General features: G+C 65.6%; 20 protein-coding genes. 9 read left to right on the top strand and 11 right to left on the bottom strand.

What is annotated here, in order from left to right; genetic code table 11:
• Positions 1-34: 34 nt before the first annotated feature.
• The 4 genes from ACNPP0_RS19460 to ACNPP0_RS19445 all read left to right on the top strand — a co-directional run bounded on the left by ACNPP0_RS19460 (position 35) and on the right by ACNPP0_RS19445 (position 4,447).
• A complete protein-coding gene (locus ACNPP0_RS19460) occupies positions 35-1,450 on the top strand; it encodes an FAD-binding oxidoreductase (protein WP_332610905.1) in 1,416 nt (471 codons plus the stop codon).
• A gap of 49 nt (positions 1,451-1,499) precedes the next feature.
• On the top strand, positions 1,500-2,213 hold the full coding sequence (locus tag ACNPP0_RS19455; RefSeq protein WP_448706759.1) for a response regulator transcription factor: 714 nt from the start codon (positions 1,500-1,502) through the stop codon (positions 2,211-2,213).
• Complete coding sequence (locus ACNPP0_RS19450; protein WP_332610909.1) at positions 2,210-3,559, top strand: sensor histidine kinase; 1,350 nt, start codon at positions 2,210-2,212, stop codon at positions 3,557-3,559. Before ACNPP0_RS19455 ends, ACNPP0_RS19450 begins: the two co-directional genes overlap by 4 nt.
• A gap of 66 nt (positions 3,560-3,625) precedes the next feature.
• Positions 3,626-4,447, top strand: a complete 822-nt coding sequence (locus ACNPP0_RS19445; RefSeq protein ID WP_448706758.1) for a phosphatase PAP2 family protein — start codon at positions 3,626-3,628, stop codon at positions 4,445-4,447.
• Here ACNPP0_RS19445 and ACNPP0_RS19440 read toward each other — a convergent pair.
• From ACNPP0_RS19440 to ACNPP0_RS19420, 5 genes are all read right to left on the bottom strand, one after another.
• Positions 4,399-5,682, bottom strand: coding sequence for a TRAP transporter large permease (locus ACNPP0_RS19440; RefSeq protein WP_448706757.1), 1,284 nt, complete (start codon positions 5,680-5,682; stop codon positions 4,399-4,401). The genes ACNPP0_RS19445 and ACNPP0_RS19440 overlap by 49 nt on opposite strands.
• Positions 5,673-6,236 (bottom strand): TRAP transporter small permease, encoded by a 564-nt coding sequence (locus ACNPP0_RS19435; protein ID WP_332610914.1) that lies wholly within the window; start codon positions 6,234-6,236, stop codon positions 5,673-5,675. The genes ACNPP0_RS19440 and ACNPP0_RS19435 overlap by 10 nt, the downstream gene beginning before the upstream one ends.
• Before the next feature lie 7 nt (positions 6,237-6,243).
• The gene (locus tag ACNPP0_RS19430) at positions 6,244-7,221 is read right to left on the bottom strand and encodes a TRAP transporter substrate-binding protein (protein ID WP_448706756.1); all 978 of its coding nucleotides are present in this window, start codon (positions 7,219-7,221) and stop codon (positions 6,244-6,246) included.
• Between the two features lie 111 nt (positions 7,222-7,332).
• Positions 7,333-8,217 carry an SMP-30/gluconolactonase/LRE family protein gene (locus ACNPP0_RS19425; RefSeq protein ID WP_332610916.1) on the bottom strand — a complete coding sequence of 295 codons (885 nt, stop codon included), beginning with the start codon at positions 8,215-8,217 and terminating at the stop codon, positions 7,333-7,335.
• Between the two features lie 8 nt (positions 8,218-8,225).
• The gene (locus tag ACNPP0_RS19420; RefSeq protein ID WP_448706755.1) at positions 8,226-9,074 is read right to left on the bottom strand and encodes an NAD-dependent epimerase/dehydratase family protein; all 849 of its coding nucleotides are present in this window, start codon (positions 9,072-9,074) and stop codon (positions 8,226-8,228) included.
• Positions 9,075-9,201: 127 nt separating this feature from the next.
• Here ACNPP0_RS19420 and ACNPP0_RS19415 point away from each other — a divergent pair, with 127 nt between their 5' ends.
• Together ACNPP0_RS19415 and ACNPP0_RS19410 are read left to right on the top strand one after the other, a co-directional pair.
• Complete coding sequence (locus ACNPP0_RS19415) at positions 9,202-9,930, top strand: FadR/GntR family transcriptional regulator (RefSeq protein WP_046805065.1); 729 nt, start codon at positions 9,202-9,204, stop codon at positions 9,928-9,930.
• 265 nt (positions 9,931-10,195) lie between these two features.
• The gene (locus ACNPP0_RS19410) at positions 10,196-12,091 is read left to right on the top strand and encodes an LTA synthase family protein (RefSeq protein ID WP_448706754.1); all 1,896 of its coding nucleotides are present in this window, start codon (positions 10,196-10,198) and stop codon (positions 12,089-12,091) included.
• Between the two features lie 159 nt (positions 12,092-12,250).
• Here the strand turns inward: ACNPP0_RS19410 and fahA are convergent, their stop codons facing one another.
• Positions 12,251-13,570 (bottom strand): fumarylacetoacetase, encoded by a 1,320-nt coding sequence (gene fahA, locus ACNPP0_RS19405; protein ID WP_448706753.1) that lies wholly within the window; start codon positions 13,568-13,570, stop codon positions 12,251-12,253.
• A 196-nt stretch (positions 13,571-13,766) separates the two neighbouring features.
• Positions 13,767-15,065, bottom strand: a complete 1,299-nt coding sequence (gene hmgA / locus ACNPP0_RS19400; protein WP_448706752.1) for a homogentisate 1,2-dioxygenase — start codon at positions 15,063-15,065, stop codon at positions 13,767-13,769.
• Between the two features lie 162 nt (positions 15,066-15,227).
• Between hmgA and ACNPP0_RS19395 the strand changes: the two genes are divergently transcribed.
• Positions 15,228-16,142 (top strand): LysR family transcriptional regulator, encoded by a 915-nt coding sequence (locus ACNPP0_RS19395; protein WP_448706751.1) that lies wholly within the window; start codon positions 15,228-15,230, stop codon positions 16,140-16,142.
• Between the two features lie 18 nt (positions 16,143-16,160).
• Here the strand turns inward: ACNPP0_RS19395 and ACNPP0_RS19390 are convergent, their stop codons facing one another.
• The 4 genes from ACNPP0_RS19390 to mutM form a co-directional block, all read right to left on the bottom strand.
• The gene (locus ACNPP0_RS19390; RefSeq protein WP_442880329.1) at positions 16,161-16,361 is read right to left on the bottom strand and encodes a DUF2783 domain-containing protein; all 201 of its coding nucleotides are present in this window, start codon (positions 16,359-16,361) and stop codon (positions 16,161-16,163) included.
• A 19-nt stretch (positions 16,362-16,380) separates the two neighbouring features.
• The gene (locus ACNPP0_RS19385; protein ID WP_332610921.1) at positions 16,381-18,060 is read right to left on the bottom strand and encodes an FAD-dependent oxidoreductase; all 1,680 of its coding nucleotides are present in this window, start codon (positions 18,058-18,060) and stop codon (positions 16,381-16,383) included.
• 118 nt (positions 18,061-18,178) lie between these two features.
• A complete protein-coding gene (locus tag ACNPP0_RS19380; RefSeq protein WP_046805058.1) occupies positions 18,179-19,132 on the bottom strand; it encodes an MBL fold metallo-hydrolase in 954 nt (317 codons plus the stop codon).
• Between the two features lie 136 nt (positions 19,133-19,268).
• Positions 19,269-20,096, bottom strand: a complete 828-nt coding sequence (mutM, locus tag ACNPP0_RS19375; protein ID WP_448706750.1) for a bifunctional DNA-formamidopyrimidine glycosylase/DNA-(apurinic or apyrimidinic site) lyase — start codon at positions 20,094-20,096, stop codon at positions 19,269-19,271.
• On the opposite strand from mutM, the gene ACNPP0_RS19370 reads away from it, so the two are divergent.
• Both ACNPP0_RS19370 and lolB read left to right on the top strand, forming a co-directional pair.
• Entirely contained in the window at positions 20,095-21,981 is a 1,887-nt protein-coding gene (locus tag ACNPP0_RS19370; RefSeq protein ID WP_448706749.1) for a tetratricopeptide repeat protein, read from the top strand. The two genes, mutM and ACNPP0_RS19370, sit on opposite strands and share 2 nt — an antisense overlap.
• Complete coding sequence (gene lolB / locus ACNPP0_RS19365; RefSeq protein ID WP_448706748.1) at positions 21,981-22,583, top strand: lipoprotein insertase outer membrane protein LolB; 603 nt, start codon at positions 21,981-21,983, stop codon at positions 22,581-22,583. The genes ACNPP0_RS19370 and lolB overlap by 1 nt, the downstream gene beginning before the upstream one ends.
• Positions 22,584-22,600 lie beyond the last annotated feature (17 nt).

Here is a 22,600-nt window from a genome sequence, read left to right as displayed (position 1 = left end):
GGGCGCGCCCCGGCCCCTCTCTTGTGCGGCGCCTATGACATTGCTGAGCGATCTTCAGTCCCTGCTGGGTTTCACGAATGTGCTGACCGGCGAGGACGCCGCGTCCTATGTGCTGGACTGGCGCCGCCGTTATCGCGGGTCGGCCCTGGCGGTGATCCGGCCCGGCTCTACCCAGGAAGTAGCCGACGCCGTGAAGCTATGCCTGAGCCATGGCGTGCCGGTGGTGCCCCAAGGCGGCAACACCGGCTTGTGCGGCGGCGCCACGCCGGATGACACCGGCCGCGCCGTCGTGCTGTCCACGGCCCGCCTGACGGCGGTGCGCAATGTGGATACCGACAACGACACCATTACCGTAGAAGCGGGCTGCATCCTGCAAGCCGTGCAAGAAGCAGCGGCGGGCGCGAACCGGCTGTTTCCGCTGAGCCTGGCCGCCGAAGGCAGTTGCACCATCGGCGGCAACCTGGCCACCAATGCCGGCGGCACGCAGGTGCTGCGCTACGGCAATACGCGCGACCTGACGCTGGGCCTGGAAGTGGTGACGGCCGAAGGCGAAATCTGGGATGGCCTGCGTGGCCTGCGCAAAGACAACACGGGCTACGACTTGCGCGACCTGTACATCGGCAGCGAAGGCACGCTGGGCATCATCACCGCCGCTACGTTGAAACTGTTTCCCCGGCCTGTTGCCAGCTGCACCGCGCTGCTGACCCTGGACACGATCGACCAGGCGGTTGACGTGCTGTCCCGCGCGCGGGCCGGCTTCGGCGCCGCGCTGACGGGTTTCGAACTGATGAGCAACGCCTGCCTGCAAGGCGTGGTGCGCCTGTTCCCGCAACAGCGCCTGCCCTTTGACGGCGACTCCGCCGAATCGCCGTGGTTTGCACTGCTTGAACTGTCCGATAGCGAAAGCGAGGCCCACGCGCGCGAACGCTTCGAGGCCGTCCTGGGCGATGCCATCGACGCCGGCTTGATCCACGACGCCGCCATCGCCGCCAACGTCGCGCAAAGCAAGGCGCTGTGGCACCTGCGGGAAAGCATTCCGCTGGCCGAAGCCGAACTGGGCAAGTCCGTCAAGCACGACGTGTCCATTCCCATCTCGTCCATCGCCGGCTTCGTGCACAAGACCAACGCGCTGCTGCAAGCGCGCTTTCCGGGTGTGCGGCACGTCATCTTCGGCCATCTGGGCGACGGCAACCTGCATTACAACGTGGCCAATGCGCCGGGCCAGACCGAAGCCGAACTGCTGGCGCTGCAAAGCGAGATCTATGGCGTGGTGCATGACAGCGTGCATGCGCATCAGGGGTCGATCAGCGCCGAGCACGGCGTGGGGCAGCTCAAGCGCGACGAACTGCCGCGCTACAAAAGCCCGGTAGAGCTTGCGCTGATGCGCCGCATCAAGCGCGCGCTGGACCCGCAAGGGCTGATGAATCCGGGTAAGGTCCTGCAAGCCTAGCGCGCCCTTGCGCCGCGACTTGCGATCTACTGAACAGGGAGCCCCCAACATGGCAGTCAGCCCCGCGGCCGGTGCAAATCACCGGGTGCTGATCGTTGAAGACGATCACATCATCGCCGGCAACCTGTATTCATTTCTGGAGGCGCGCGGCTTCCTGCCCGATGTTGCCTACACCGGCCACGCCGCCCTGGAACGCATGAAGGCGCAGCGCTTTGACGCACTGATCCTGGATATCGGCCTGCCGGGCATGGACGGCAACGCGGTGCTGCACACGCTGCGCAACGACATGCGCGCCGACGTGCCCGTCCTGATGCTGACCGCGCGCGACAGCCTGGAAGACAAGCTGGCGGGGTTTTCACACGGCGCCGACGACTACCTGACCAAGCCTTTCGCGCTGCTTGAAGTCGAAGCCCGGCTGCTGGCGCTGATCCAGCGCGCCAAGGGGGCAACGGTGGATGCGGTGCGCGAATTCGGGCCGCTCAAGTACGACACGCGCAGCCGTGGCGTGCTGGTCAACGGTCAGCCCGTGCATCTGACGCGCAAGGCCAGCCTGATCATGGACGCGCTGATGCGTGACCCGGGCCGGGTGGTCGCGCGTGAAGAACTGGAATCGCTGCTGTGGGGCAATGAACCGCCGTCGTCGGACGCGTTGCGCAGCCAGGTCCACCTGTTGCGCCGTGCGTTGGCGGACGCCGGTTTTGACGGCATCGAAACCTTGCACGGCACGGGCTGGCGCCTGACGCTGAACGGAATCTGTCCATGACGCGCGCTTCAGGCGGCACATTGACCCAACGGGTGGTGTGGGCGCTGACCGGCACCGTGGCGCTATTCGTGACGGCGCTGGCGCTGCTGGCCTACCTGACGTTTGACCAGATGGAAGATGACCTGGTCAACGACATCCTGAACACCGAAATGGACCGCCTGGTGCAGCATGCGCGCAGCAGCGATGAATTCCTGCCGCGCGGCGGCGTGCGCGAACTGGGCGGGTCGATGCGGGCCTGGATGAGCGTGGACGGGCAGCGTCCCGCCGGCATCCCCGACGAAGTGGCGGAGCTGGACAACGGGCTGCACCTGATCGAACCCGAAGCCTATACCTGGCACGTAATGGTGGCCGACACGGGCCGGGGCAAGGTGTACCTGCTGTACGACGCCACCGACAACGAAGAGCGGGTCCATGATTTCGGCCTGATCGTGCTGGGCGTGGGCGCCATCTGCGTCTTGGGTGCCTATGCCTTGTCGCGCCGCGTGGCGGCAGTGGCGGTGGGCCCGCTGCTGGACCTGACCGACCGCCTGGCCACCTGGGCGCCTGGCGCGCCCGACATGGCCGTGACCCGCGATGACGAGGCCGGCCGCCTGATCGAAGCGTTTAACCGCGTGCAGAACCAGGTCGATCGGTCAATCGCGCGCGAGCGCGAATTCGCCGGCAACCTCAGCCACGAAGTGCGCACGCCGCTGGCCGCCATCCGCTCGGACAGCGAACTGATGCTGCTGACCCAGGCCTTGACGGCCGACCAACGCCAGCGCCTGACGCGCGTGGTAGACAACGTGGACGACGTGATCGTGTGTCTGGAAAGCGCCCGCGCCATGGCGCGCGACCAGTTGCTTCCCCCCGCACCCGTCGATATCGCCGAATGCATGCAGGACGCTTGGCGCGGCTACGAGGCGCAGGGCGCGCTGGCCGAACTGCGTTTCGACAATAAGATCGCGTCGGGCCATGTGTTGACGCTGGATCGCTACGCCTTGTTGACCGTGCTGCGCAACCTGGTGCGCAACGCCGTCGAGCATGCCGCGCCGGCCACGCTGACCGCCACCTTTCGCGCGCCGGACGTGCTGGAGCTGAGCGACGACGGCAAGGGCATCGCGGCGGACGACCTGCCTTTTCTGTTCCGCCGCTATTACAGCGGGCGCATGCGCGATACGGCCGCCGCCGGTCAGCACGAGGCGGCGCGCGGCCTGGGGCTGGCCATCGCCAAACGCGTCTGCGACATGCAGGGCTGGCTGCTTACCGTGGAATCGTCGCGCGAGCCGGCATCGCGCGGCACCCGCTTCCTGCTGCGGTTCGACGCGCATTCCACCGCCGTTGCGCCGCGGACACAGACGCGAATTTGACGATTATTCGACCTTCGGGGCGCTAAGCTCTGCGATTCCCCGAACCGTCCCCTGGTCCTTGCCACCATGCCGTCCCCACCGCTGTCCCCGGCGCGTGCGCCCACGCTTGCCTGGTATTTGTGCAGCCAACTGATCGGTGTGACGTTGGCATTGGCCGCCGCCGCCTGGTGGACCAACGTGTCGGGGCTGGACCTGCGCATTGCGCATGCGCTGTTCAACCCGGCGCTGGACGACTTCCCGCTGCACACCAACCGCTTGCTGGAAATGCTGGGCCATCGCCTGGTGCTGGTGCTGCCCATCGGCGTGGCGCTTGCCGCCGTCGGCGTGGTCGCCGCCAGCTTTCGGGTGCCCGCCTGGCGCCGGTGGCGCGGGGCCGCATTGGCGCTGGCGGCCACTTGCCTAGCCGGGCAGCTGCTGGTCAATCAGCTCAAGCACTACACGACCCTGCCACGCCCTTATGACCTGGAGACGCTGGGCGGCTACACGCCGTATCCGCTGCACTGGTGGACGTGGGTGCGCGCAAGGGCCGGCGGCGCCTTGCCCAGCGGCCACGCGGGCGCGGGGTATTCAATGTTGACCCTGTACTTTCTGGGCTGGTCGCTGGGCCGGCCTGCATGGCGCTGGTGGGGGCTGGCGCTGGGCGTGTCGGCCGGCGTGCTGTTTTCAGTGGTGCGCATTCTGCAAGGCGCGCATTTCCTAAGCCAGACGTTGTGGTCGGCGGCCCTGCTGTGGTTTCTTGCCGCGCTGTTCTTCATGCCGCTGATCGCGAAGCGGCATGCGGGCGGGCGGGCCGATGCGGAACGGCCCGGTCCATCCGGCCCGTCCCGCCTGTCGCGCGATCAGTTGAGCAGCACGCCCGGCAGCCACAGCGAGAACGCGGGCACGTAGGTGACCAGCGCCAGCGCTGCCAGCAAGGCGCCGTAGAACGGCCAGATCGTTCGCATGACCGTTCCCACCGATACCCCGCCGATGGCGCAGCCCACAAACTGCGTGGTGCCCACCGGTGGCGTGTTCAAGCCTAGCGCGCAGTTCAGCAACATGACGATGCCGAATTGAACCGGCCCCATGCCGTACTGCATGCAGATCGGCAGGAAGATGGGCGTGCAGATCAGAATGGTGGCGGCCATGTCCAGGAAGGTGCCCAGCACGAACAGGATGATGTTGACCATCAGGAAGATGGCCCACGGGCTGGTCGATATCGAGGCCATCAGCTCGCCCGTTTTTTCGGCCACGCCGTAAAAGCTGATCAGATAGCCGAAGGTGGCCGAGATGCCGATCAGCAGCAACACCACGCCCGTCGTCTTCACCGCCTTGCTGGCCGCCCGCACGAACTGGTCCCAGGTCAGCGAGCGATACACGAATATCGTGAGCGCCAGCGCATACAGCACCGCCACCGCCGCCGATTCCGTCGCGGTGAACACGCCGCTGAGAATCCCGGTGATGATCAGCACCACCACGAACAGCCCCGGCGCGGCCGCCACCAGCGAACGCAGCACGATGTGCCAGCCAGGGAAGGTGCCCGCCGGATAGCCCCGGCTGCGCGCCACGAAATACGCGGCGGCCAGGTTGCACAGCGTCAGGATCAACGCGGGCACGACGCCCGCCGCGATCAGCGCGGCAATGGACACTTTGCCGCCTGCCGCCAGGGTGTAGATGATGATGTTGTGGCTGGTCGGCATCAGCGCACCCACCAGCGCCGCGTGCGTGGTGACGTTGACGGCGTAGTCGGCGTGATAGCCCTCGCGCTTCATCATCGGGATCATCACCGAGCCCATGGCCGACACGTCTGCCACCGGCGAGCCCGACACGCCGCCAAACAGCGTGCAAGCCACCACGTTCGACATGCCCAGCCCGCCGCGCACGTGTCCCACCAGCGACTTGGCGAAGTTGACGATGCGGTCGGCGATGCCGCCATACAGCATCAATTCGCCCGTGAAGATGAAGAACGGAATGGCCAGGAACGAGAACGCGTTCATGCCCGAGGTCATCTGCTGGAACGCCACGGCCAGCGGCAGGTCCTCGACCATGATCGCGGTGATGGACGACAGGCCGATGGCGAAGGCCACCGGCACCCCGATCACCAAAAAACCCATGAACGTAAACGAAAGCAGTGTCAGCGCCATGCCGGTACCACCTTATGGTTGCGCAGGATCGCGATGATGTGCTCCAGCGAAAAGAGCGCGATCAAGGTGCCCGACAGGGTTGCGGGAATGTACTTCCAGGCGTTAGAGATACCCAGGTTCGGGATCTTGTAGGCCGATACGGATTCCGCCAGCACGCCGCAGTTCCAGGCCATCAACACGCCGAACAGCAGCACCAGCAGGTGGATGAAAATGCGCAAGCGCCGTTGCCCGCCGGCGGGCAGCGCTTCCAGCAGCGACTCGAAGCCGATATGGCCCGCATCGCGCACGCCAACCGCCGCGCCCAGCATGGTGACGTACAGCACCAGCAGCAGGGCCAGGCTTTCGGCCCAGGTGGGCGTGCTGTTGAGCACGTGGCGGCCAAAGATCTGCAAGCTGACCGCGATGATCAGGCAGACCAGCCCGAACACGCTGGTCCACATGCAGGCCCGCGCCAGCAGGGCGCAGCCGCGCGTGTAGGCGTCCAGCGGGCCGGCCAGGGCTTGCGCCCGGCCCACCGCCGCTACACCGGTTTCATTCGTGGGTGTGGCCAACATGTCGCCCTCACTGGACAGCCTGGATCTTCGCGACCAGGTCTTTCATTTCGGGCGTGGTGACAAAGCGGTCGTACACCGGCTTCATCGCACCCTGGAAAGACGCCTTGTCCACGTCCACGATCTGTGAACCGGCCTTCTCGACCACGGCTCGCGACTTCTGTTCGCGCTCGTCCCACAGCTTGCGCATGAACGGCACGGATTCGCGCGCGGCCTGGCGCAGGATCTTCTGGTCCTCGGGCGCCAGCTTGTCCCATTGGCGCTTGGAAAAGATCAGGATCTCCGGCGTCATGGTGTGTTCGGTCAGCGCGTAGTACTTGGCGACCTCGTAGTGATGCGCGCTTTCATAGCTGGGAAAGTTGTTTTCGGCGGCGTCCACCAGCCCCGTCTTCAAAGACGTATAAACCTCGCCCATCGGCATCGGCGTGGCGTTGCCGCCCATGGCCTCGCCCATGGCGACGGACAGGTCCGACTGCTGCACGCGGATCTTCATGCCCTTGGCGTCGGCCAGCGTCTTGACGGGCTTGTTGCGCGTGTACATGGAACGCGAGCCGCTGTCGTACCAGGCCAGCCCGACAAAGCCGGCGGCCTCGCAAGAACGCAGAATCTGATCGCCGATGTCGCTGTCCAGCACTTTGTGCAGATGTTCTTTTGAACGGAACAGGAACGGCAGCGACGGCACGCGCGTGGTCTGGCAGATGTTGTGCATGGCGGCGCTGGATACTCGCGCCATGGCCAGCGCGCCAAGCTTGACCTGTTCGATCGAATCGTCTTCATTGCCCAGCGCACCGCCCGCATAGACCTTGACGGTGATGCGGCCGTTGGTGCGTTGCTTGACCAGCTCTCCGAACTTGCGCACGGCCTGCACGGTGGGATAGTCGTCAGGGTGGATGTCGGCGGATCGCAGCTCGGCCGCGTCAGCAAGGGGAACAAGGGTCAGCAAGGCAGCCGCCGCCAGGATGGCGCGGGTCAGGGTGGGGCGCAGCATGTCTACCTCCGGTTGGAGTACGGCGTTTCGTTATGGGCCAGAACGGCCTGAAAGCTCTTCGTGTACAGACCTACGTTGCATGGGGCGCGTCAAGGCCGCCCCGGTCGGGTGCTAACCGGCGCTTGCGGTTTCCTCCAGGCCCCGCGCGCCGGGGCGCAGGGCAAACACGGCGCCGTCCAGGGCGCCGGGTGCGGCGTCGGGGGGGCGTATCGACGTGATGAAAAGGGTGTCCATGCCCGCGCCGCCAAAGGCGCACATGGCGACCTTGCGGGCGGGAACGGAGTAGGTCTGGTCCAGCCGGCCGTCGGGCGTGTAGCGGTAAACGCGGCCGGCGTCGTTGCCGCAGATCCAGTAGCCACCGTCGGCATCGACCGCGGCGCCATCGGGGCGGCCGGCGGGCAAGGCGGCGATGAACGGGCGGCGGTTGTGGGGCGTGCCGCTGCCCACGTCGTAATCAAATGCCCAGACCATGGCGCGCGACGGGTGGGAATCGGACAGGTACATCGTCTTGCCGTCCGGGCTGAATGCCAGGCCATTGGGCACGATCAAATCGTCCACCAGCACGGTCAGACCGCGCGCGTCGGGGTCATGGCGATACAGGCGGCCGGCCGCTAGCGCGCGGCCCATGTCCATCACCATCGTGCCCGCCACGAAGCGGCCTTGCCGATCATTGCGGCCATCGTTAAAACGCATGCCGGGCGCGGGGTGTGCCACCTGCGCAAGCAGGCGCGGGCGGCACGGCGCTTCAGGCAGCAGCGCGTCGCATTCGTACACGCCATCTTCCATCGCCAACAGCCAGCCCGCGCCGCGCGGCGCGATGCAGCCGGCCATCCGCGGCAGCGCCCATTGCGCGAATTCGCCGCTGGCGGGGGACCAGCGCCACAGGGTTTTGTTGGGGATGTCGGTCCAGGTGTAGGCCTGGTCGCTTGCGCGCCAGACCGGACTTTCTCCGACGCCGCACAGCATGTCTCCAACGCGTTCGGCGATTGCGGGCATGGGCGCGCCTACTTGGTGGAAACCGGGGGGAAGGGGAATGGGCCGGCCGTGACGAACGCGCCGCCCTGGTAGCGCGCAACCGGATCGTCGGCAGCCAGCGGCGGCTGCGCCTCGACCCGCGCGCGGAAAACCTCTGAGGAATCCTTGGGCACAAAGCCCAGTACCTTCGCGGCATCGTCGCGCCACCAGCTGTCTCGGTTGGCGGACGCGCCATAGACGATCAGGTGCCCGACGTCGGGCATGAACAGCGCGCGCGTGACCAGGTCGGTCAGGTCGTCGTAGCTGAGCCAGGTGACCAGCATGCGGCGGTCTTTGGGTTCGGGAAACGACGAACCGATGCGCAGGCACACGGTTTCGATGCCGTAGCGGTCGAAGTAAAAGCGCGACAAATGTTCGCCATAGGCTTTGGACAGGCCGTAATAGCCGTCGGGGCGCAACGGCACGTTGGCGTCCAGTTGCTGGCCCTGTTCGTAAAAGCCGATGACGTGGTTGGAACTGGCGAACACCACGCGGCGCACGCCGTGCACCCGGGCGGCTTCGTACAGGTTGTAGACGCCCTGGATGTTGGCCGGAAGAATCTGTTCGAACGGGCGTTCGACCGATACACCGCCCAGGTGCACGATGGCATCCACGCCCTGCACCAGCGACGACACGGCGGCGGCGTCGGCCAGATCGCAGGGGACGGCTTCTTCGCCGTCGCCCGCGGCGGCCATGGGCGCCACGTCGGAAATGCGCAGCAGGTCGGTGTGGGCTCTGAGTCGGGGACGGAGTACTTGTCCCAGGCCACCGGCGGCGCCGGTGAGTAATAGACGCTGGCAGCGGGTGGTCGCTGGCGGCGGGTTGACGGTTCTGCTCATGTCGCAACGCTCGGTAGAAGGTGCGGAGTGGGAACGTATCTGGTACGTTGTCGTACAACTTGCGCAAAGTATAATTAGCCGCAAATTTCAGCGTCAAGCCTTTGTACTCATTTTCGGATTAACCCTGATGAACGCTCCTGTCGATACTCCTGTCTTGCCGCAGCGTCGTCCCCGGAATCTGGCTCAAGGCTTGGTCGAGAGCATCTCCGAACGCATACGCAGTGGCGAAATCCGCCCTGGCGACAAGCTGCCCACCGAATCAGAGATCATGCGTCAGTTTGGCGTCAGCCGAACCGTTGTGCGCGAGGCGCTGTCGCGCTTGCAGGCCTCGGGCCTGGTTGAAACGCATCACGGCGTCGGCACGTATGCGCTGGAGCCCAGCGGCAGCGTCGACTTTCGCGTCGACCCGGCCGACATCGCCACAGTGCGCGACGTGCTGGTGCTGCTGGAGCTGCGTATCTGCCTGGAAAGCGAGGCCGCGGGCCTTGCCGCCATCCGGCGCAGCGACGTGCAGTTGCAGGAAATGCGACGCGCGCTGGACTTGTTCAAAGCCGCGCTGGACGTCGGCGGCGATACGATCACGCCCGACTTCCAATTCCATCTGCTTGTGGCGCAGTCCACCGACAACCGGTATTTCGCGGACCTGATGTCGCACCTGGGGTCCGCCATCATTCCACGCACCCGCATCAATTCCGCCAAATTCGCGCACGAAGACCGCGCGGCCTACCTGGCCCGCGTGAACCTGGAACACGAAGACATCTACAGCGCGATCATGCGCCAGGATGCGGAAGCCGCGCGCGCGGCCATGCGCACGCATCTAAGCAACAGCCGCGAGCGCCTGCGGCGCGCGCAGTAAACAGACAGGTCGCGCACAAGCCCGTACGGGACGCCGGCCGCGCGGCGTAGCGCGAAATACGATGTCGTACAACGTTTAAGCCACTGCGGGCCGTTGAGAGCCGTCGCGAACCGTTGCGAATCTCGCGGCCGCGTACGCAAAACCGCGTTAATCTTTGCCCGTTTTCACTTCGGACACGAGACGGCATGGTTTTGCTCGGCATCAACAGCGGCATTCTTTCATCACCGGTGGCGAACGCGCTTCGCCCCTTGCGGAGGGCCGCCGCATGCGTCGCCTGACACTTCGATTCATCCTGGCCGTCCTGGTGCTGCTGACGTTGTCGCGGCTGGGGCTGTCATTCTGGATGTGGGACCGCGTACAGGCAGCCGGCGGTTTGTGGCCGGTGCTGCTGGGCGGGCTGCGCATCGACGTTTGCCTGTTGTCCATGGTGATTGCGTTGCCCGCGGTGCTGTCGCCGTGGTTTGGGCATCGCCCGCTGGCCGCGACTATTACCGCGTGGTGGTTCCGCATCTGGTGGATGCTGTATGTGCTGCTGGAAGTGTCCACGCCGCAGTTCATCGCGGAATACGACACGCGGCCGAACCGGCTGTACTTCATTTACCTGCTCAATCCCAAGGAAGTGGGGTCGATGCTGTGGCAGGGCTACAAGGGCGTGCTGCTGGCGGCGTTTGTGGTGCTGGTGGTGGCCGCATGGCTGGCGTTCAAGCTGTTTCCGACGCGATCGCGCGATGGGTTCATGGCGTGGTGGAAGCGGCCGATTGCATCCTTTGTCATCCTGGCGCTGGTGGTGCTGGGCGCGCGCGGTACGTTGGAGCATCGCCCCATCAACCCCGCCAAGGTGGCGTTCAGTTCAGATTCCATGGTGAACGCGTTGGCGCTGAATTCGCTGTACAGCGTGTTCGACGCGGCCTATCGCATGCGCGACGAACGGTCGTCGGCCGCGATGTATCCACGGATGCCCGTGGACCAGATGAACGCCATCGTGCGCGAGAAAGCCGGCCTGACCGGCGCGCCGCTGGATGCGCGCTATCCCAGCCTGCACGAGCAAAAAGCCACCGTGCGGCGCGACAAGCCGCTGAACGTGGTGATCATCTTGCAGGAAAGCCTGGGCGCGCAGTACGTGGGCAGCCTGGGCGGGCGTGACCTGACGCCCAATATCGACCGCCTGTCCAAGGAAGGCTGGATGTTTCATCGCGCCTACGCCACCGGCACGCGCTCGGTGCGCGGCATCGAAGCGGTGACGGCGGGCTTCCTGCCCAGCGTGGCCGACGCGGTGGTCAAGCTGCCGCGTTCGCAAACCGGCTTTTTCACGCTGGCGCAGGTGCTGGGCAAGCATGGCTACCACTCGCGCTTCGTGTATGGCGGCGAGTCGCACTTTGACAATATGCGCGCGTTCTTCCTGGGCAACGGCTTTGATGAAGTCGTGGACCGACCCAAGTTCGTGAACCCGGTTTTCGAAGGGTCATGGGGCGCGTCCGACGAAGACATGTTCAACCAGGTAGACCGCCTGCTGCGCGCGGACGGCGACAAGCCGGTCTTCACGCTGGCGTTTTCGGTGTCGAACCATTCGCCTTGGGAATACCCCGAAGGTCGCATCAAGCCGGTGGGCGACCCGGCCACGGTGGATAACACGGTGCGATACGCCGACTGGGCGTTGGGGCAGTTCTTTGAAAAGGCGAAGCAGGCGCCGTACTGGGACAACACCGTGTTTCTGGTGATTGCCGATCACGATTCCCGCGTGTATGGGTCGATACCGGTGCCGGTACGCCACTTCCAGATTCCCGCGCTGTTCCTGGGCGCGGGCATTGCGCCGCGCCAGGATGAGCGCCTGGTCAGCCAGATCGACATGGCGCCCACGCTGCTGTCGCTGATCGGCCTGGACAACGTCAACCCGATGCTGGGCGCCGACCTGACCCAACGCGATCCGAACCGCGCAATGATGCAGTACGCGGACAACTTCGGTTATTTGCAGGGCGACAAGCTGCTGGTGCTGGAGCCGCAGAAAGCGCCGCGCGAATTCCGATACGAAGCGGCGCCGGTGGGCAAGGATGAAGTCTATGCGCCGGTCGAGCCCGCGGACCCGGCGTTGACCGAAGAAGCGCTGGCGCATGCGTTGTGGGCAAGCTGGGTTTACCGCGAAGAAAAATACCGGCTGCCTTGATGGCGCTTTGATGCCCTGATGCCTTGGCAACGGCGGCATGAAATAACGAAAGGCCGCCCGGTAAACCGAGCGGCCTTTCTTGTTTTTGACGATGAGCCACGCGCGGCGCAGCAGGTGCGTGATCGCTTGTGCCGCGCGGGGTCTGCCTAGGAGCTTGCGTTACAGCTTGGCCGGCAACACCACGCCGGAGGCTTCACCGAAGCCGATCTTCGGATAGCCCGCCTTCTGGCAAGCGGCGCGCATGATGATCTGGTCGCCGTCTTGCAGGAACGTGCGTTTCTCGCCCCAGGGCAGGTCGATCGGCGTCTTGCCGCCTTGGCTCAGTTCCAGCAGCGAGCCGGCTTCCGACGGCTGCGGGCCGGACAGCGTGCCCGTGCCCAGCATGTCGCCCGGTTGCAGGTTGCAGCCGTTCACCGTGTGGTGCGTGATCAACTGCGCCACGTTCCAGTAGGCGTCACGGAAGTTGCTGCGCGACAGCGTGACCGGCGGCGCCTTGGCCTCGCGCGACTGCGCGGTGGTCATCAGCACTTCCAGCTGCACGTCGTAGGCGCCCTTGGCGCGGTTCGCGTCCGAGGCCAGATACGGCATCGGCTGCGGTTCGGCCGGGCCACGGTTGTACTGCGTGCGGAAGGGCTCCAGCGCCTCCATCGTGACGATCCACGGCGAAATCGTCGATGCGAAGTTTTTCGACAGGAAGGGGCCCAGCGGCTGGTATTCCCAAGCCTGGATGTCGCGCGCGGACCAGTCGTTCAGGATGCACAAGCCAAAGACGTGCTGGTCGGCATCGGCCAGGTCGATGCGGTCGCCCTGGGTGTTGCCGGTGCCCACGAAGATGCCCAGTTCAAGCTCATAGTCCAGGCGGGCGCACGGGCCGAACTGCGGCGTGTCGCCTTCGTTGGCCGGGCGGGTCTGGCCCACGGGGCGCGGAAATTTCTGGTCGACGCCGATGCTGGAAGCGCGGCCGTGGTAGCCGATGGGCACCCACTTGTAGTTGGGCAGCAGCGGGTTGTCAGGGCGGAATTGCTTGCCGATGGCGGTGGCGTGGTGCACCGAGATGTAGAAGTCGGTGTAGTCGCCGATGCGCGCGGGCGTGGTGTGCTCGGCGTCGGCTTGCGGCACCAGCAGCGGTTCGACAGTGGCGCGCAGCGCGGCGCCTTCGCGCAAGGCGCGCGACAGCGCCAATCGCAGGGCGCTCCAGTGGGCATGGCCCAGCGCCATCAACGCATTCAGGCTGTCGCTGTTGCAGGCGGCCAGGGCGTCGGCAGCCGGGCCTTCAAACGGCTTCAGTGCGGCCAGCGCTGCCAGGTCCAGGATCTGGTCGCCAATGGCCACGCCGGGCCGGAACGATTCGTTCGTGCCCTTGCGGCGGAAGGTGCCATAGGGCAGGTTCTGCACCGGGAAATCGGACGTGTCGGTGTTGGCGCTGGCAACCCAGCTTTTCAAGGACGGGTCGTGGGTTTCGTTGATGGTGGTGGTCATGGCTGCGTGTCTCGTTGATGTGTGTGTGTGGATGGCCGTAAACCGGATGAAGACGGGTGGGCGTGCGCCAAAAGCAGAGGGCAGTGCGAAGTGCCAATGCCAAATGCCAATGCCAAATGCCAATGCCAAATGCCAATGCCAAACGGCGATGCGCCTGCGCGCATCGCCGTGAGCGTGGATCAGCGAAAGTTCGCCGTCACGCCTTGTTGGGGTTGAAGTGCTTCACGATGCCCTGCCAGCAGCGGTAGTAGTCGTTCTGCAATTGCCCCGAGGCCAGCGCCTGCGCGGTCGGACGGATCACCCGGCGCGTTTCAAACATGAACGCCATCGTATCGCGGATGTAGTGCGCGCTGTGCGTATCGGCGTGCGACGCTTTTTCAAACGTTTCGGCGTCGGGGCCGTGGCCGCTCATGCAGTTGTGCAGGCTGGCGCCGCCGGGTGCAAAGCCTTCGGCCTTGGCGTCGTACACACCTTGGATCAGACCCATGAATTCGCTGGCGACGTTGCGGTGGAACCAGGGCGGGCGGAAGGTGTCTTCCATGGCCAGGATGCGCGGCGGGAAAATCGCGAAGTCCATGTTGGCCGTGCCCGGGGTGTCGGACGGCGCGGTCAGCACCGTGAAGATCGACGGGTCCGGATGGTCGAAGCTGATCGACCCGATCGCGTTGAAGTGGCGCAGGTCGTACTTGTACGGCGCGTGCGTGCCGTGCCAGGCCACCACGTCCAGCGGCGAATGGTCGATCGGGGCGCGCCAGAAGCCGCCGGTGAATTTGGCGATCAGTTCGAAGTCGCCTTCGATGTCTTCGTACCAGGCCACCGGCGTCTTGAAGTCGCGGGCGTTGGCCAGGCAGTTAGAGCCAATCGGGCCAAGCTCGGGCAGGCGCAGCGCCGCGCCGAAGTTCTCAAGCATGTAGCCGCGCGCCTCGGCGTCCAGCAACTCGACGCGAAAGCGCACGCCGCGCGGGATCACGGCAATTTCCAGCGGTTCCAGGTCGATCAGCCCCAGCTCGGTGGCCAGGCGCAGACGGCCTTGTTGCGGCACCAGCAGCAGTTCGCCATCGGCGTTGTAGAAGTAGCGCCCCTGCATGGACTTGTTAGCCGCGTACAGGTGGATGGCGACGCCGCCCTGCTCGTCGGGGCCGCCGTTGCCGCCCCAGGTCTGCACGCCTTCCAGAAAGTCGGTGGGCGCGTCGGGAATCGGCAGCGGGCTCCAGCGCAGCTGGTTGGGCGTGACCGGGCCATGGCCGAACGTGCTTTCCCAGCGGGCAGCGCCGGCAAACGGTTCAAACGGTTTGTGCTGCGCGCCCGGGCGAATGCGGTACAGCCACGAACGGCGGTTTTCATTGCGGGGGGCGGTGAAGGCCGTGCCGGACAGTTGTTCGGCATACAGGCCATACGGGCACTGCTGGGGCGAATTGCGGCCCACGGGTAGCGCGCCGGGCAAAGCCTCGGTGGCGCAGTCGTTGCCGAAACCGGTCAGGTATTGCAGTTCCATGGAATCCTCCTGTGGCGGCGCGGTGCATGGCCGCGCGTTCGGTATGGGGTGCCGCGGTTCTAACCGGCGGCGATCCGTCATTGTCGGAAAAAACCCCCGATACGGCTACGGGAATGCAAAAATACAGACTATAAATTTCGTGAATAGTAGAAAGGGGGCGGCATGGCCGAACTGCGCAACGTCGATTTGAATCTGCTGATCTTGTTCCGGCACTTGCTGGAAGACCGCAGCCTGTCGGCGGTGGCGCGCCGCATGGACCTGACGCAGCCCGCCGTCAGCAACGCGCTGCGCCGCCTGCGCGACGCCTTTGGCGATGAACTGTTTGTGCGTACCGGCCAGGGCATGCTGCCCACACCGCGCGCGCAGCGCCTGGCGGGGCCCGTCAGCGAGGCGCTGACCATGCTGACGCAGGCGTTGCAAGACCAGGACGTGTTCGATGCCGCAACCAGCAGCCGTCGCTTTCGCGTGGCGATGACGGACGTGGGCGAAATTCATTTCATGCCTCGCCTGATGGAGGTCTGCGTGCAGGTGGCGCCGCAGGTGCGCATCGATTCGGGGCGGGTCCAGGGGCCGGACCTGCCGCGCGAGATGGAATCGGGCCGGGTCGATCTGGCGATCGGGGCGTTTGATGAAATGGGGGCGGGCACGTTGCAGCGCATGCTGTTTCGTCAGGGCTACGCTACCTTGTTCCGGCAAGCGCACCCGACGGCGCATGCGGGCATGGGCATCAAGGCATTTCGCGCCGAACGCCACTTGATTGTGTCGCGCGCCGCGCCTTACGGGCAGGTGAACCAGTCGATGGAGCGCGCGGGCATCGTGCTGGCCGAGCACTTCAGCGTGCCGCATTTTTCCGCCGTGCCCTACATCGTCAGCGCCACGGATCTGCTGGCGACCGTGCCAGAAAAGCTGGCCGCCAGCGCGGCGCCGCCTTTCGGCCTGCGCTTCATGACGCCACCGGTGAAGGTGCCCGCCCTGCAGACGAATCTATATTGGCAACGCCGCGTTGACCGGGACAGCGGCAATCAGTGGCTGCGTGCGCTGATCCTGGATACGTTCGGCGTGGGCGGGGGGCGCTAGGCGGGTGGTGGCGCGCCGCTACGCGCGTTCCACCACCGACGCGCGGGCCTGCTGCAATGCCTCGCGCAGCAGCGCCACGTCGCCCAGGTGGTTGGCCAGCAGCAGGATCAGCGCGGCGTTCAGTTCCTGGCTTTGCTCGTTGCTTAAATCGCGGTGCGTTTCGATCAACGCTTCGTAGAAGTCGTCGGGCGCGCTCAGGTTGGTTTCGGTAATCAGCATGATGGGATGACCTTTGTATTCATGCGTGGCCCGTGGCCCGCTTGACGGCGGCGGCGACCGCGTCGGCGTTGAAGGCGCGCCAGCGCGCGGCGATGTGCTGATCGGGGCGGATCAGGTAGGCCGTGCCCGCTTGCGCGTCGTAACGCTTGGCCAGGCAACCTTCCACGTCCGTCACCACGGGCAGGTCGGCAGCCAGGTTAGAAGCGTCGCATTGCGCATCCAACACCAGCACCGTCTTGACGGGCACCGCGCCCATGCGCATCGCTTGCAACGCCAACTGCGTGTCGCGATCGGGCAGTGCGTTGCCGCAGAACAGGGCCAGCACGAAGCCACTGTCCAGCTGCGCCAGCCACCAGTCCTTGTCGCCGTTCTGCGTCACCGGCGCATCCAGCGCGACGGCGCCGGGCACCATGCGGCCCGCGAACGCGTCCGTATCGGGCGTATTCAGCGGCGACGCGGCATACGTTGCGGGTAGCGACAGGCGGCCGCTATTCACCAGTGAACGGGCGAACGGATGCGTCTTGGCCAGGTTCAACACGGCGTTGCGGAAGCTGCGGCTGATGTCGCTCTTGGGCGTGATGAAATCCGTGGCGCGCGACGAATTCAGGATGTTCTCGTCGGCGGCGTATTCGCGTTCAACACTGTAGCTGTCGATCAGCGCATCGGGGGCCAGGCCCGCCAGCACCAGCTTCAATTTCCAGGCCAGGTTTTCGGCATCCTGCACGCCGCTGTTGGCGCCGCGCGCGCCGAAGGGCGAGACGCGGTGCGCGGAGTCGCCCGCGAACACGACGCGGCCATGGCGGAACTTGTCCATGCGTTCACACGCAAAGGTGTAGACGCTGACCCATTCCAGATCGAATTGCGCGTCGGGCCCGAGCAGCGCGCGGATGCGCGGCAGCACGTTTTCCGGCTTGACGGCTTCGACGGGGTCGGCATTCCAGCCCAGCTGGAAATCGATGCGCCAGACGTTGTCCGGCTGACGGTGCAGCAGTACGGATTGGTTCGGATGAAAGGGCGGATCGAACCAGAACCAGCGCTCGGTCGGGAAGTCGGCTTTCATCTTCACGTCGGCGATCAGGAAGCGGTCGCGGAAGATGCGGCCGTGGCTTTCCTGACCGATCAGCTTGCGCACGGGCGAGCGTGCGCCGTCGCAGGCCACCAGCCAGTCGGCGTGCAGCGTGTAGGCGCCTTCGGGCGTGTCGATGGTCAGGGTTACGCCGTCGTCGGTCTGTGTGACGCCGGCGACCTTGTTTTTCCAGCGCAGGTCGATGTTCGGTTCCTGGCGGGCTTGTTCGTACAGATAGCCTTCGGCGTAGTACTGCTGAAGGTTGATGAAGGCGGGGCGCCGATGGCCGGGTTCGGGCAAGAGGTCAAAGCGCCACACTTCCTGTTCACGGAAGAACACCTTGCCCACGTTCCACGACACGCCCTTGTCGATCATGCGCTGGCCGACGCCCAGGCGGTCCCAGATTTCCAGCGTGCGCTTGGAAAAGCAGATGGCGCGCGACCCGGTGGACAAGCGGTAATCGTCGTCCAGCACCACCACGCGCACGCCCTGGCGAGCCAGGTCCAGCGCGGTGGTCAGGCCGACCGGGCCGGCGCCCACCACTACCACCTGGTGGCGAGGGGCCGTGCCGGCGCTTTGGTCGGCGTGCTTTTCATAGGCGAACTCCATCGCCTGAAAGTCGATGTCTCCCACGGTTGTCTCCTGTGTGGGTCATTTTGTTTTTTTATGCGCGAAGCCACGCGCCGCCTTGCGACGCGCGCCTTCGGTTCTTGCTGCAATCAATCGGGCCGGGGCTGCCGGCCCGCCGGGGTCAGCCTTCCAGCTGCGCCCACATTTCCAGGTCGCGCTTGTCGGTCCAGATGCGCGGGTGCGTGTGGCCCGAAGCTTCGTCATAGGCGCGCGACACGTCGAACGGCATGCAGTGATCAAAGATGACCCAGTCGCTGTAGCGCGGCTTCATGAAGTCGTAGACCTCGCGGTAGATCGTCTTCAGGTCCTTGCCTTCAGCCACGCCGCGATTCACGGCGCCGTACAGGTCGGTCAGGAACGCGCGGGTGCCTGCCAGACCCTGGCGCACTTCGGTGGCGTTCTTGAGCGCCGGGCCGCGTCCGGGCACCATCTTTTCGGCTTCAAAGCCCGACAGCGCGTCCAGCGTGGTGGGCCAGTCGCGGAAGTAGGCGTCGCCGCAGTACGGGGTGGATTGGTATTCCACCAGGTCACCGGCAAACAGGATCTTCTGCTCGGGCAGCCAGGCGATGGTGTCGCCCTTGGTGTGGCCACGTCCCACTTGCAGCAACTTGACTTCCAGGTTGCCCAGGTTGACGGTCATTTCGCCCTTGAACGTCATCGTCGGCCAGACCAGGCCCGGCGGAATCGATTCGGCGTTGCGGAACAGGCGCGGGAAGCGGCCGATTTCGCTGGCCTTGTCCTGTTCGCCGCGTTCGACGATCAGGTCATAGGTGTCGCGGCTGGCCAGGATTTCCTGGGCGTTGTAGGCGGACGCGCCGAACACGCGCACGGCGTGATAGTGCGACAGCAGGATGTACTTGATCGGCTTGTCGGTCACTTCGCGGATGCGGCGGATGACGTCTTGCGCCATGACCGGGGTGGCCTGGGTGTCGATCACCATGACGGCCTCGTCGCCGATGATCACGCCCGTGTTGGGGTCGCCTTCGGCCGTGTAGGCATAGGCGTTGTCGGACAGTTTTTCAAACGAGACGACCTTGTCGTCCATGTCGGCGTGCGAGGCGAATTGCTTGCTCATGGAGGCTCCTTCCACTGTTATAGGAATAGTGTGTGGAAGGAATATAGCGTGGCGTTAGTGTTTGTGCAATACGTTCGCTATAAACAAATGGTCGAGGGTTTGCAGGGATTTTCCCCGGAATTTCAGGGCCTTAGGCCTAGTTCCGTTGGCATTTTGGGCAGTAGTAAGTCGCCCGCTGGCCCTGGACGAACCGCCGTATCGGGGTTTCGCACACGCGGCAGGGCCGGCCTTCGCGTTCATAGACAGCGGCGTGGATCTCGAAGTACGCGCCGGGTTCGCCGGTGGCGCCCACGTAGTCCCGCAGCGTGCTGCCGCCAGAGGTCAGGGCGTCGGCCAGCGTGGCGCGCACCATGTCGGCCAGCCGTTCGCAACGGGCCAATGACAGTTTGTTGGCAGGCGTCTTGGGGTTGATGCGCGCGCGGAACAGGCTTTCGGATGCGTAGATATTGCCCACGCCCACCACCGCCATGCCGGCCAGCAGCACCTGCTTGATGGCGGCGCCATGGTTCTTGAAATGCCGGTGCAGCCAGGCGCCGTCAAAGCGGGGGTCGAAGGGCTCGATGCCCAGCTTGGCCAGCAGCGGATGCGCGTCGATGGGGCCATCGGCATGGTCGTGCCACAACACCGCGCCAAAGCGGCGGGGGTCGTGCAGGCGCAGCACCGCATCCTGGAAGATCCATTCGACATGGTCGTGCTTGCGCAGAAACTCACCAGGGGCCACGCTGCGCAGCGATCCCGACATGCCCAGATGCACGATCTGGGTGCCGTGCTCGAACCGCAGCAGCAGATACTTGCCGCGGCGGGCGCATTCCAGCACCTCGCGCCCGCCGATCAGCGTCGGCAGGTCGGCGGGGATGGGCCAGCGCATGCGGGCTTCGTGGATGACCAGTCGCAAGAGCGTCCGGCCGGTGATGACGGCGTCGATTCCTCGACGCGTGGTTTCGACTTCAGGCAGTTCCGGCATGAGCCAGTGTAAGATCATCAATTGCGTGTACGAAGATTGTGCCATCAACCGGACGGGCCGCGTGAAGTCGTCTTTCAAACAAATGAATATCGGGATCGCCGTGTTGGCGCTTGCGCTGGCAACAGGTTTTTCGCTGCCGGCCCAGGCGGCCGACAGCCGGACGCGTGATGCGACCGGGCCTCGCATGGCCCCGCAGAACCGCCAGCCGGAAACCGAGGTGATCCGCCTGCGGCCGGGTCAGTTGCCCTATGTCTCGCTGACCGCCGACATCTTCTACCGCGTCCTCGCGTCAGAAATCGCCGCCCAGCGCGGCATGTACGGCACGGCGGCCACCACCATGGTCGGCCTTGCCCGCGACACGGGCGACCCCCGCCTGGCGCGACGCGGCCTGGAGTTCCAGTTGGCCGGCGGCAATCTTGCCGGTGCGCTGGACGCCGCCCGCGTGTGGGCGCGCCTGTCTCCCAACGACGTCGAAGCCAGTTCCACCGAGCTGGCCCTGGCGGCCGCCAATGGCCAGACCAAGGGCCTGGCCCAGGCGCTGCGCAACCGCATCGACGCCTCGCGCGACAAGCCGGCCGCCATCGGCCAGGCGCTGGCCGTGCTCAGCCGCCTGAACGACCGCCGCCTGGCGCTGCGCATCCTGGACGAATCCCTGAGCGACAGCGTGCGCAAGCTGCCTGCCGCCCATCTGGCCTTGGCCGACGTGGCCTCGGCCGCGGGTGATTACGAACGCGCCACGCAGGAATCCCGGGCGGCCCTGGCCGGCGCCCCGAAATCCGAAGCTGCCGCCCAGCGTCTGCTGGAATACGGCTCCAAGGTGGACCCGCAACGCGCCCAGACCGAGGCCCGCGCCTATATCAACCGCAATCCCAACGCCCGCAAGGTGCGCCTGATGCTGGCGGGCCAGTTGGCCGATAGCGGCGACTACAACGGCGCGCTGTCCGAACTGCAAGCCATGTCGCGCCGGTCGCCGGAAGACTTTGACCTGCTTTTCATGCAGGCGCAGCTGGCTTACAAGGCGGGGCAACTGCCGCAAGCCAAGACCTTGCTGCAACAGTATCTGGACGTGCAGCAGCAGCGTCAGCGCGCCACGGTGCCGGGCGCAACCGATGCCGGCGCCGCCGCGGCCGACGCGCACGTGCTGCTGTCGCGCATTGCCGAAGACCAGGGCAACTACGACGAAGCCATCCGCGAACTGGGCCGCATCGACGACCCGACGCTGCGTTATTCCGTGCAGATGCGTCAAGCCGCGTTGCGCGCCAAGAGCGGCCGCGTGGACGACGCGCTGGCCATGATCGACGCCGCCGGCCCGCAAGACGAAGAAGAGCGCACGCTGGGCGTCTTGACCAAGGCGCAGATCCTGCGCGACGCGGACCGCGTGCCGCAAGCGGTCAGCACCCTGGAAGCCGCCGACCAGGCGCTGCCGGACACCGTCGAAATCAAATACGAACTGGCGATGCTGTACGAACGCCAGAACCGCCTGGCCGATCTTGAACGCATGCTGCGCCAGGTCATCGCGCTGGACCCGGACCACGCCCACGCCTACAACGCGTTGGGCTACACGCTGGCCGACCACAACCAGCGCCTGCCCGAAGCGCTGGACCTGATCACCCAGGCGCTTGAACTGTCGCCCAACGACCCGTTCATTCTGGACAGCATGGGCTGGGTCAAGTACCGCATGGGCGAATCCGAATCCGCCGCGCAGTACCTGCGCCGCGCCTACAGCGTGCGCCCCGAAGCCGACATCGCCGCCCACCTGGCCGAAGTGCTCTGGAGCCAAGGCAAGCGCGATCAGGCCATCGAGCTGCTGCGCGTGGCGCTGATGAAAGATCCCAAGAACAAGACCGTCCAGGACGTCGTTCGGCGGCTGGGAGTCAACCTGTGATGGCTTTGGCATTGCGACGCCTGCCGGGCATGGTTGCCTGGCTGCGCCTGGCGCTCCTGACGTTGCTGGCGGCGGCGCTTGCCGCCTGCACCACCACGCCCAAACCCATTGAAGGCGCCGGCGCCGATGCGTTCTCGCGCATTGGCCGCTTTGCGATCACCGTCAACGAAGAAGGCGGCAAGCAAAACGCCGTACAGGGCGGGTTTTCGTGGTCGGACGACGGCCAGCGCTATGTGCTGGACCTGACCAACCCGTTGGGTTCAACCGAAGCGCGCGTGCAAGGGCGGCCCGGCGCGGCCACCCTGACCAAGGCTGACGGCACCCGCCTGGAAGCCGATAACCCCGATGCCCTGGCCGAAGAAGCGCTGGGCAGCAGCATGCCCGTGTCGGGCTTGCGTGACTGGCTGCGCGGCAAGTTGCCCGCCGACCCGGAAGCGTCGGACATCGCGCGTGACGATCAGGGCCGTCCCACCGCCTTCGAGCAAGGCGGCTGGCGCGCCAACCTGTCGCGCTACGACAACCTGGGCCCGCGGATGCTGGTGCTGCAACGCCAGGAGCCGGGTCGCCGCATCATGGTTCGGCTGGTGGTCAACCAGCCGTAAACGTCCCCCGCTTTTTA

Source organism: Achromobacter semiaridum, from assembly GCF_053543755.1.
Note: the sequence above shows the minus strand (reverse complement) of the source record. Positions and strands in the feature narration are given on the sequence as shown.

Coding starts and splice junctions, on each gene's coding strand:
- ACNPP0_RS19420 (WP_448706755.1), bottom strand. CDS start 9,074: ATGAGCAGAACCGTCAACCCGCCGCCAGCGACCACCCGCTGCCAGCGT.
- ACNPP0_RS19455 (WP_448706759.1), top strand. CDS start 1,500: ATGGCAGTCAGCCCCGCGGCCGGTGCAAATCACCGGGTGCTGATCGTT.
- ACNPP0_RS19370 (WP_448706749.1), top strand. CDS start 20,095: ATGAGCCAGTGTAAGATCATCAATTGCGTGTACGAAGATTGTGCCATC.
- ACNPP0_RS19430 (WP_448706756.1), bottom strand. CDS start 7,221: ATGCTGCGCCCCACCCTGACCCGCGCCATCCTGGCGGCGGCTGCCTTG.
- ACNPP0_RS19440 (WP_448706757.1), bottom strand. CDS start 5,682: ATGGCGCTGACACTGCTTTCGTTTACGTTCATGGGTTTTTTGGTGATC.
- ACNPP0_RS19450 (WP_332610909.1), top strand. CDS start 2,210: ATGACGCGCGCTTCAGGCGGCACATTGACCCAACGGGTGGTGTGGGCG.
- ACNPP0_RS19380 (WP_046805058.1), bottom strand. CDS start 19,132: ATGAGCAAGCAATTCGCCTCGCACGCCGACATGGACGACAAGGTCGTC.
- fahA (WP_448706753.1), bottom strand. CDS start 13,570: ATGACCACCACCATCAACGAAACCCACGACCCGTCCTTGAAAAGCTGG.
- ACNPP0_RS19415 (WP_046805065.1), top strand. CDS start 9,202: ATGAACGCTCCTGTCGATACTCCTGTCTTGCCGCAGCGTCGTCCCCGG.
- ACNPP0_RS19410 (WP_448706754.1), top strand. CDS start 10,196: ATGCGTCGCCTGACACTTCGATTCATCCTGGCCGTCCTGGTGCTGCTG.
- ACNPP0_RS19390 (WP_442880329.1), bottom strand. CDS start 16,361: ATGCTGATTACCGAAACCAACCTGAGCGCGCCCGACGACTTCTACGAA.
- ACNPP0_RS19435 (WP_332610914.1), bottom strand. CDS start 6,236: ATGTTGGCCACACCCACGAATGAAACCGGTGTAGCGGCGGTGGGCCGG.
- ACNPP0_RS19425 (WP_332610916.1), bottom strand. CDS start 8,217: ATGCCCGCAATCGCCGAACGCGTTGGAGACATGCTGTGCGGCGTCGGA.
- ACNPP0_RS19395 (WP_448706751.1), top strand. CDS start 15,228: ATGGCCGAACTGCGCAACGTCGATTTGAATCTGCTGATCTTGTTCCGG.
- ACNPP0_RS19460 (WP_332610905.1), top strand. CDS start 35: ATGACATTGCTGAGCGATCTTCAGTCCCTGCTGGGTTTCACGAATGTG.
- hmgA (WP_448706752.1), bottom strand. CDS start 15,065: ATGGAACTGCAATACCTGACCGGTTTCGGCAACGACTGCGCCACCGAG.
- mutM (WP_448706750.1), bottom strand. CDS start 20,096: ATGCCGGAACTGCCTGAAGTCGAAACCACGCGTCGAGGAATCGACGCC.
- lolB (WP_448706748.1), top strand. CDS start 21,981: ATGGCTTTGGCATTGCGACGCCTGCCGGGCATGGTTGCCTGGCTGCGC.
- ACNPP0_RS19445 (WP_448706758.1), top strand. CDS start 3,626: ATGCCGTCCCCACCGCTGTCCCCGGCGCGTGCGCCCACGCTTGCCTGG.